General features: G+C 73.4%; 7 protein-coding genes and 1 pseudogene. 7 read left to right on the forward strand and 1 reads right to left on the reverse strand.

Annotation, left to right across the window (positions count from 1 at the left end):
* Window positions 1-103 precede the first annotated feature (103 nt).
* From BIV03_RS00125 to BIV03_RS00135, 3 genes are all read left to right on the forward strand, one after another.
* Window positions 104-1,063, forward strand: coding sequence for a M23 family metallopeptidase (locus BIV03_RS00125; RefSeq protein WP_071294175.1), 960 nt, complete (start codon window positions 104-106; stop codon window positions 1,061-1,063).
* Between the two features lie 83 nt (window positions 1,064-1,146).
* A complete protein-coding gene (locus BIV03_RS00130; RefSeq protein WP_071294176.1) occupies window positions 1,147-2,406 on the forward strand; it encodes a hemolysin family protein in 1,260 nt (419 codons plus the stop codon).
* Window positions 2,407-2,510: 104 nt separating this feature from the next.
* Window positions 2,511-3,416 (forward strand): helix-turn-helix transcriptional regulator, encoded by a 906-nt coding sequence (locus tag BIV03_RS00135; RefSeq protein ID WP_070417554.1) that lies wholly within the window; start codon window positions 2,511-2,513, stop codon window positions 3,414-3,416.
* Between the two features lie 18 nt (window positions 3,417-3,434).
* On the opposite strand, the gene BIV03_RS00140 is transcribed toward BIV03_RS00135, so the two are convergent.
* Window positions 3,435-3,671 (reverse strand): hypothetical protein, encoded by a 237-nt coding sequence (locus BIV03_RS00140; RefSeq protein WP_071294177.1) that lies wholly within the window; start codon window positions 3,669-3,671, stop codon window positions 3,435-3,437.
* Window positions 3,672-3,709: 38 nt separating this feature from the next.
* On the opposite strand from BIV03_RS00140, the gene BIV03_RS00145 reads away from it, so the two are divergent.
* From BIV03_RS00145 to uraH, 4 genes and pseudogenes are all read left to right on the forward strand, one after another.
* Window positions 3,710-4,441, forward strand: coding sequence for a class I SAM-dependent methyltransferase (locus BIV03_RS00145; RefSeq protein WP_071294178.1), 732 nt, complete (start codon window positions 3,710-3,712; stop codon window positions 4,439-4,441).
* Window positions 4,442-4,621: 180 nt separating this feature from the next.
* Window positions 4,622-5,104 (forward strand): FBP domain-containing protein, encoded by a 483-nt coding sequence (locus BIV03_RS00150; protein WP_071294179.1) that lies wholly within the window; start codon window positions 4,622-4,624, stop codon window positions 5,102-5,104.
* Between the two features lie 205 nt (window positions 5,105-5,309).
* A pseudogene (gene uraD, locus BIV03_RS20050) lies at window positions 5,310-5,768 on the forward strand (2-oxo-4-hydroxy-4-carboxy-5-ureidoimidazoline decarboxylase); the annotation flags it as partial.
* Window positions 5,769-6,107, forward strand: coding sequence for a hydroxyisourate hydrolase (gene uraH, locus BIV03_RS20055; RefSeq protein ID WP_071294340.1), 339 nt, complete (start codon window positions 5,769-5,771; stop codon window positions 6,105-6,107). It begins immediately after the preceding pseudogene.
* Window positions 6,108-6,287: the final 180 nt, after the last annotated feature.

The raw sequence follows: 6,287 nt of genomic DNA on the forward strand, positions 1-6,287 counted from the left end.
CGGGGCGGGCTGTGGGATCAGCAGCCTCCCAGCACTTCGGTAACGATGAGATCACGAAAGGACCTGTACAAAGCGACAGAGTCGTGCAGAATGGTGGGCGGCCATGACGACTGCACGCGAACTCGACCAGCACCCGGACACCCCGGTGGTGCACCTGTCCCGTCGCGCCGCCCTCGAGGCCGAGCGCGCCGCAGCCCGCAAGCCGGCGCGCCGCGAGCGGACGCCGAAGGCCGAGCGCACGCCCGCGCCGAAGCCCGAACGCACCGGTCGCCGAGCGGCCGCCGCGCGTGCGACGACCGAGCACGTCGACGCCCGCATCCAGCGCGTCGTCCGTCGCCCCGCACCCAGCGTGCCCGCCGTCGCCCGGGCGACCCGCGCCTCCAGGTCCCGCCGCGCCAGCCGCGTGACGCTCACGAGCGCCCTCGCCGCCCTCGCGATGTTCGCCGCGTCCGCGATGCCCGCGCACGCCAGCGCCGGCACCTCGATGGCGACCGCGACCCTCGCACCCTCCGTCCGCACGCAGGACTACGCCGTGACGCAGGCGATCTCCGCCTCCGCCCTCGACCGCGACGGCTTCACGGTCGGCGGCGGTTCGGCCGGGGCCCCGGGCACGTCGGTGTCCTACGGCGGCGAGGTCCGGTCGCCGTTCCCTGGGCCGGTACGGATGAGCTCGGGCTTCGGCTACCGCTCGGCTCCGTGCGGCGCCTGCTCGTCGCTCCACCAGGGCCTCGACTTCAACCCGGGCATGGGCGCGCCGATCGGTGCCGTGGCCGCGGGGACCGTCCGGGTCTCCGGCACGTACTTCTCGTACGGCACCGCGGTGATCATCGACCACGTGATCGACGGGCGCGAGGTCTCGACGCTCTACGGCCACATGATCCCCGGCTCCTCGCCACTGAAGGTCGGCGACACCGTCGAGGCCGGGCAGTTCATCGGCAAGGTCGGCTCCTCCGGGGTCTCGACCGGGGCGCACCTCCACCTCGAGGTCCTGATGGACGGCGAGACCCCGATCGACCCGGAAGCCTGGCTCGAAGCGCGCATCGGGCGTTCCCTCACCGCCTGATCAGGTTCCCTGTGCATGCTCACAGGCATGGACGACTGTCACAGACCGCCCGCCCGTCGCCGATCTGAGCCGGCAGCCCGCTGATGGGACCCGACACCTGGATCGCCTTCGGGCTCGTGGTGCTCTTCGTGCTCGTCGGTGGCGTGTTCGCCGCAGCCGAGATCGCCCTCGTCTCCCTCCGCGAGTCGCAGCTGCAGCAGCTCGAGCGCCGGGGGTCCCGGGGAATGCGGGTCGCCGAGCTCGGCCGCGACCCGAACCGCTTCCTCTCCGCCGTGCAGATCGGCGTGACCGTCGCCGGGTTCTTCTCGGCCGCGTACGGCGCATCGTCGATCGCTCCGGACGTCGCGCCGCTGTTCACGGGCCTCGGGCTCGAGCAGGGCGCTGCCGAGACGGTGGCACTGGTGCTGATGACCCTCGTGATCGCCTACCTCTCGCTGGTCTTCGGCGAGCTCGTGCCGAAGCGGCTCGCCCTGCAGCGGGCCGAGGGCTTCTCGATGGCCGTGGCCCCGACGCTCGACCGGTTCGCCACGCTCATGCGCCCGGTGATCTGGCTGCTCTCGAAGTCGACCGACACCGTCGTGCGGCTGCTCGGCGGGGACCCGAACGCCCGGAGCGAGTCGATGAGCACCGAGGAGCTCCGCGGTCTCGTCGAGGACCACGACGCCATCGACGCCCAGGGACGCCGGATCGCCCGGAGCGCCCTCGACGCGGGCGACCGGATCCTCCGCGAGTCCATGCGGCCCTGGTACGACGTGTCCACGATCGACGCGGGCACCTCGATCGCCGCGGCCACCGACCACGCCATCGACCTCGGGCACACCCGGTACCTCGTCACCGACGGCACGCGGGACCACGTCGACGGGTTCGTCCACCTGCGGGACCTGCTGCGCCCGGAGGACCCCACCGCACCGGTGTCGACCCTCGTGCGTCCGGTGCTCGCGCTGCCCGAGACGAAGTCGCTGTCGAGTGCGATCGCGGACATGCGCACCGAGGGACACCAGATCGCCCTGGTCGTCGACGAGTACGGCGGCAGCGCGGGCATGGTGACGCTCGAGGCGCTGCTCGAGGACCTCGTCGGACGCATCCGCGACGAGTACGACGAGCCCGCGGCCGAGCACGACGGCGTCGACGGGGCGACCGTGCTCGAGGACCTCGTGGCCGACGGCGGCCCGGCCCTCCCCGACGGCGACTACGAGACGGTGGGCGGCCTGGTGCAGGTGGCGCTGGACCGCGTGCCCGAGGTCGGGGACGTCGTCGAGGTCGGCGGCCACCGGCTCGAGGTGACCGCCATGGACGGTCACCGCGTGGCGCGCGTGCGCATCACGGCCGACGCAACCGCCTGAGCACTGGAGGCGCGGTGCGGGGCCGCCCCGCGCCTCCCGTCCGTCCCGTCCCGGGTACGGGCAGGGCCTGCCGCGGTACCAGCCACGGGACGTACGCTCGTCGCATGGGTATCGACGTGCGCAACGAGATCCGCGACTTCCTGTCCTCGAGGCGGGCGCGGCTCACTCCCGAGCAGGTCGGCATGCCGTCGTTCGGCGGCGGTGTCCGACGGGTGCCGGGGCTGCGTCGGCACGAGGTCGCCATGCTCGCCGGCGTCAGCGTCGACTACTACACGCGGCTCGAGCGGGGCTCGCTCAAGGGCGTCTCGGACAGCGTGCTCGAGGGGCTCGCCGGTGCGCTGCAGCTCGACGAGGACGAGCGCGTGCACCTGTGGGACCTCGCCCGCCTGGCGAACGCCGGCGTGAAGGTCATGCACCGCAACGTCCCGACCCGCGTGCGCCCCGGTGTGCAGCGGCTGCTCGACTCGATCACGGGAGCGCCCGCCTGGGTGCGGAACGAGCGCGGTGACGTGGTCGCGACGAACGAGCTCGGTCGCGCGCTGTACGCGCCGATGTTCGCGGGCCCCGGTCGTCCGGTGAACACCGCGCGCTTCACGTTCCTCGACCCCGCGGCGAAGGAGTTCTTCGCGGACTGGGCGCAGACCGCTCGGGACGCGGTGGCGATCCTCCGGGCGGCCGCGGTCTCGAACCCGTGCGAGCCCGGACTCGTGACCCTCGTCGGCGAGCTGTCGACCCGGAGCGAGGAGTTCCGCACGTGGTGGGCCGCCCACGACGTCCGGATGCACCGCACCGGCAAGAAGCGGCTCGTGCACCCCATCGTCGGTGAGCTCCGGCTCGACTACGAGGCGCTGGAACTCGTCGCGGACCCGGGCCTGGTGATGTTCTCGTACTCGGCCGAACCCGGCAGCGAGTCCGAGCGGTCCCTGGCGCTCCTCGGGTCGTGGGCTGCGACCGAGCGTGCCGAGCACTACGCGGCGCTGCGGGAGTCGGAGACCGAGTCGGTCGACTGACCCCCCGCCCGACGGGCGTCAGACGGTGGGGGTCGTGGGACCGGTCGCGTCCGGGCCGGCACCGTGGTCGTCGATGCCGTCGACGGCGGCGTCGTACCGCAGCCGCTCGATGCGCAGCTGCCGCTCCGTCGCCGACAGCCGCAGCACGCGGATCGCGGCGAACACGAGCACGATGAGCGCGACCGTCAGCACGGCGAGCGCCACGACGAACGCGATGTACAGGACACTGACGACGGCGAATCCCCCGGAGACCATGGCCCGACCGTAACAGGCCCGGTCCGTAGGCTGGGGCCGTGACGAGGACGACGGACGGTTCAGCGGGGGATGCCGACTCCGCCCGCATCGGTCAGGACCACCGGAAGTACCGTCGGCCGGAGCCGTCCTTCGCCCGGGCGATCGCGAAGGCCCTCGGTGACGCCCGGACGGTCCTCGACGTGGGCGCCGGCGCCGGGTCCTACGAGCCCACCGACCGCGAGGTGACCGCGATCGACGCCACCGCCGAGGACCTGCCGTTCGCCGACGACACGTTCGACGCCGCGATGACGACCTTCTCCGTGCACGAGTGGGGCGACCTCGAGCGTGGGCTGGCCGAGCTGCGCCGGGTGACGCGGGGCCCGATCGTGATCCTGACGTGCGACCCCGACCGTGTCGAGGACTTCTGGCTCGCCGAGTACGCCCCCGAGGTCATGGCGACCGAGGCCCGGCGGTACCCCTCGCTCGCCCGGATCGCGGCCGCCCTCGCCGACGACGCGGTGACGACCACGCGCCTGCCGATCCCGTTCACGTGCGTCGACGGGTTCTCCGAGGCGTACTACGCGCGACCGGAACGCCTCCTCGACCCGGGCGCGCGACGGGCGGACCCGGCGTGGAGCTCCGTCGACGAGATGACCGCACGGCGATCCGTCGCCGCGCTCCGCACGGCCCTCGAGTCCGGCGAGTGGGACCGAGCCCACGGCGCCCTCCGCACGCAGCCGACGTTCGAGGGCTCGCTCGTCCTCCTCACCGCGCAGCCGCACCCGGCTTGACACGTCGACGTAGGCTGGTCGGGTGAGCTTCCAGGAGGTGGTCGGCGCCCGTTTCGCCGACATCAGGGCGTGATGCCCCCGGTCGCACCGTTCGGTGCGGCCGCCGTCACTGAACCCTGAACCCTCCGCCCGGTGCGGCATGCGTCCGCGTGCCCCGGGCCCGTCCGAGAGCGAACCACCATGCTGCCCATCAGCGAGAAGACCATCCGCACGTCCTTCGTCAACGCCTCCCGCAAGGAGACCGGCGACCTCACGCTGCCCGCCGACTTCGAGACCGTCGACTGGGACGCGCTCGACTACCTCGGCTGGCGCGACCCGAAGCTCGCCCGGCGCGCGTACGCCGTCGTGCCGACCCTCGAGGGCGACCTCGTCGGCATCCTCTTCCGGCAGGCCGAGGCCTCGCCCCGTGCCCGGGCGCAGTGCTCGTGGTGCCAGGACGTGAAGCTCCCCAACGACGTCGTGTTCTACAGCGCGAAGCGCTCCGGCAAGGCGGGTCGCAACGGCAACACCGTCGGCACGCTCGTCTGCCAGGACTTCCAGTGCTCGCGCAACGTCCGGCGGACGCCGCCGCTCGCGTACGAGGGCTACGACGTCGAGGCCGCACGGCTGCAGCGGATCGAGGACCTGCAGCTCCGCGCGGCGTCCTTCGCCGCGGAGGTCTAGTCGCGACTGCGCACGCGGAGACGAGTGCGCGGCGTGCAGCGCGCGCAGACGTCGTCGAGGTGCGCACCTGCGGTTCGGGAGGCGCGGTGCGGGCCCGACCCGCGCCTCCCGTCCCACAGCGGCGACCGTTCCGGGACCGTCGGCCACGTCGCGTGGGAAACCACGGCGTAACCCCCGTGAAACGGGCGTTCCGTAGCGTGGCGGCATGGACATCGGCGATCTCGACGACGCGACCGTCTCCGACGCGGTCGCCACGGCCACCGGGTGGGCGACGGTCCCGGCGTGGGCCGACGCACTCGCCGCCGGACGACCGTACGGCTCCGTCGCCGCGCTCCTGGCGCGTGCCGCCGCCGAGGCCCACGGGTGGGGCGCCGCCGAGCTCGACGCCGCCCTCGCGCAGCACCCGCGGATCGGTGAGCGGAGCAGCGATGCCTCATCAGCCCGGGAGCAGTCGGCCATGCGCACCGCGGACGACGACGTCGCCCGGGCGATCGCCGCGGGGAACGCCGACTACGAGCGGCGGTTCGGCCGGGTGTTCCTCGTGCGCGCGGCCGGCCGGACGCCCGAGGAGCTCCTCGCCGAACTCCGACGGCGGCTCGGCAACGATCCCGACGTCGAGGTCGCCGAGGCCGCCGGTGCCCTCGCCGACATCGCGCTGCACCGCATCCGCGCCACCTTCGCCGTCGCCCAGCTGACCACGCACGTCCTCGACGCGACCCGGGGCACACCCGCCGCGGGGGTGGGCCTCGTGCTGAGCACCATCGACGGCGACGTCCTCGCGACCGGCACGACCGACGCCGACGGACGAGCTGCCCTCGGGCCGGACGTCCTGCCACGAGGCGACCTGCAGCTGCGCTTCGACACGGGCGCGTACCACCGCGCCGCCGGCGTACCGACGTTCCACCCGTTCGTCGTCGTGGCCTTCACCGTCGGCGGGACCGAGCACCTCCACGTGCCGCTCCTGCTCAGCCCGTTCGCCTACAGCACCTACCGAGGCAGCTGATCCATGCCGCGCGGGGCATGTGTCCCGCCCGCAGCGCACGAGCGGGCGGGATGTGCGCGGCTCCCATGGCGAACGGCGCATGTTCCGCCCGCTCGCGGAGCCGGGCTGTCGGGCGTGGGTCGCGTCCGTCACCGGACCGACGCCCGGAACGCACGCCGAGACGGCCTGGAGGCGCGGTGC

This window comes from Curtobacterium sp. MCBA15_016 (assembly GCF_001865105.1).
Classification (GTDB): domain Bacteria; phylum Actinomycetota; class Actinomycetes; order Actinomycetales; family Microbacteriaceae; genus Curtobacterium.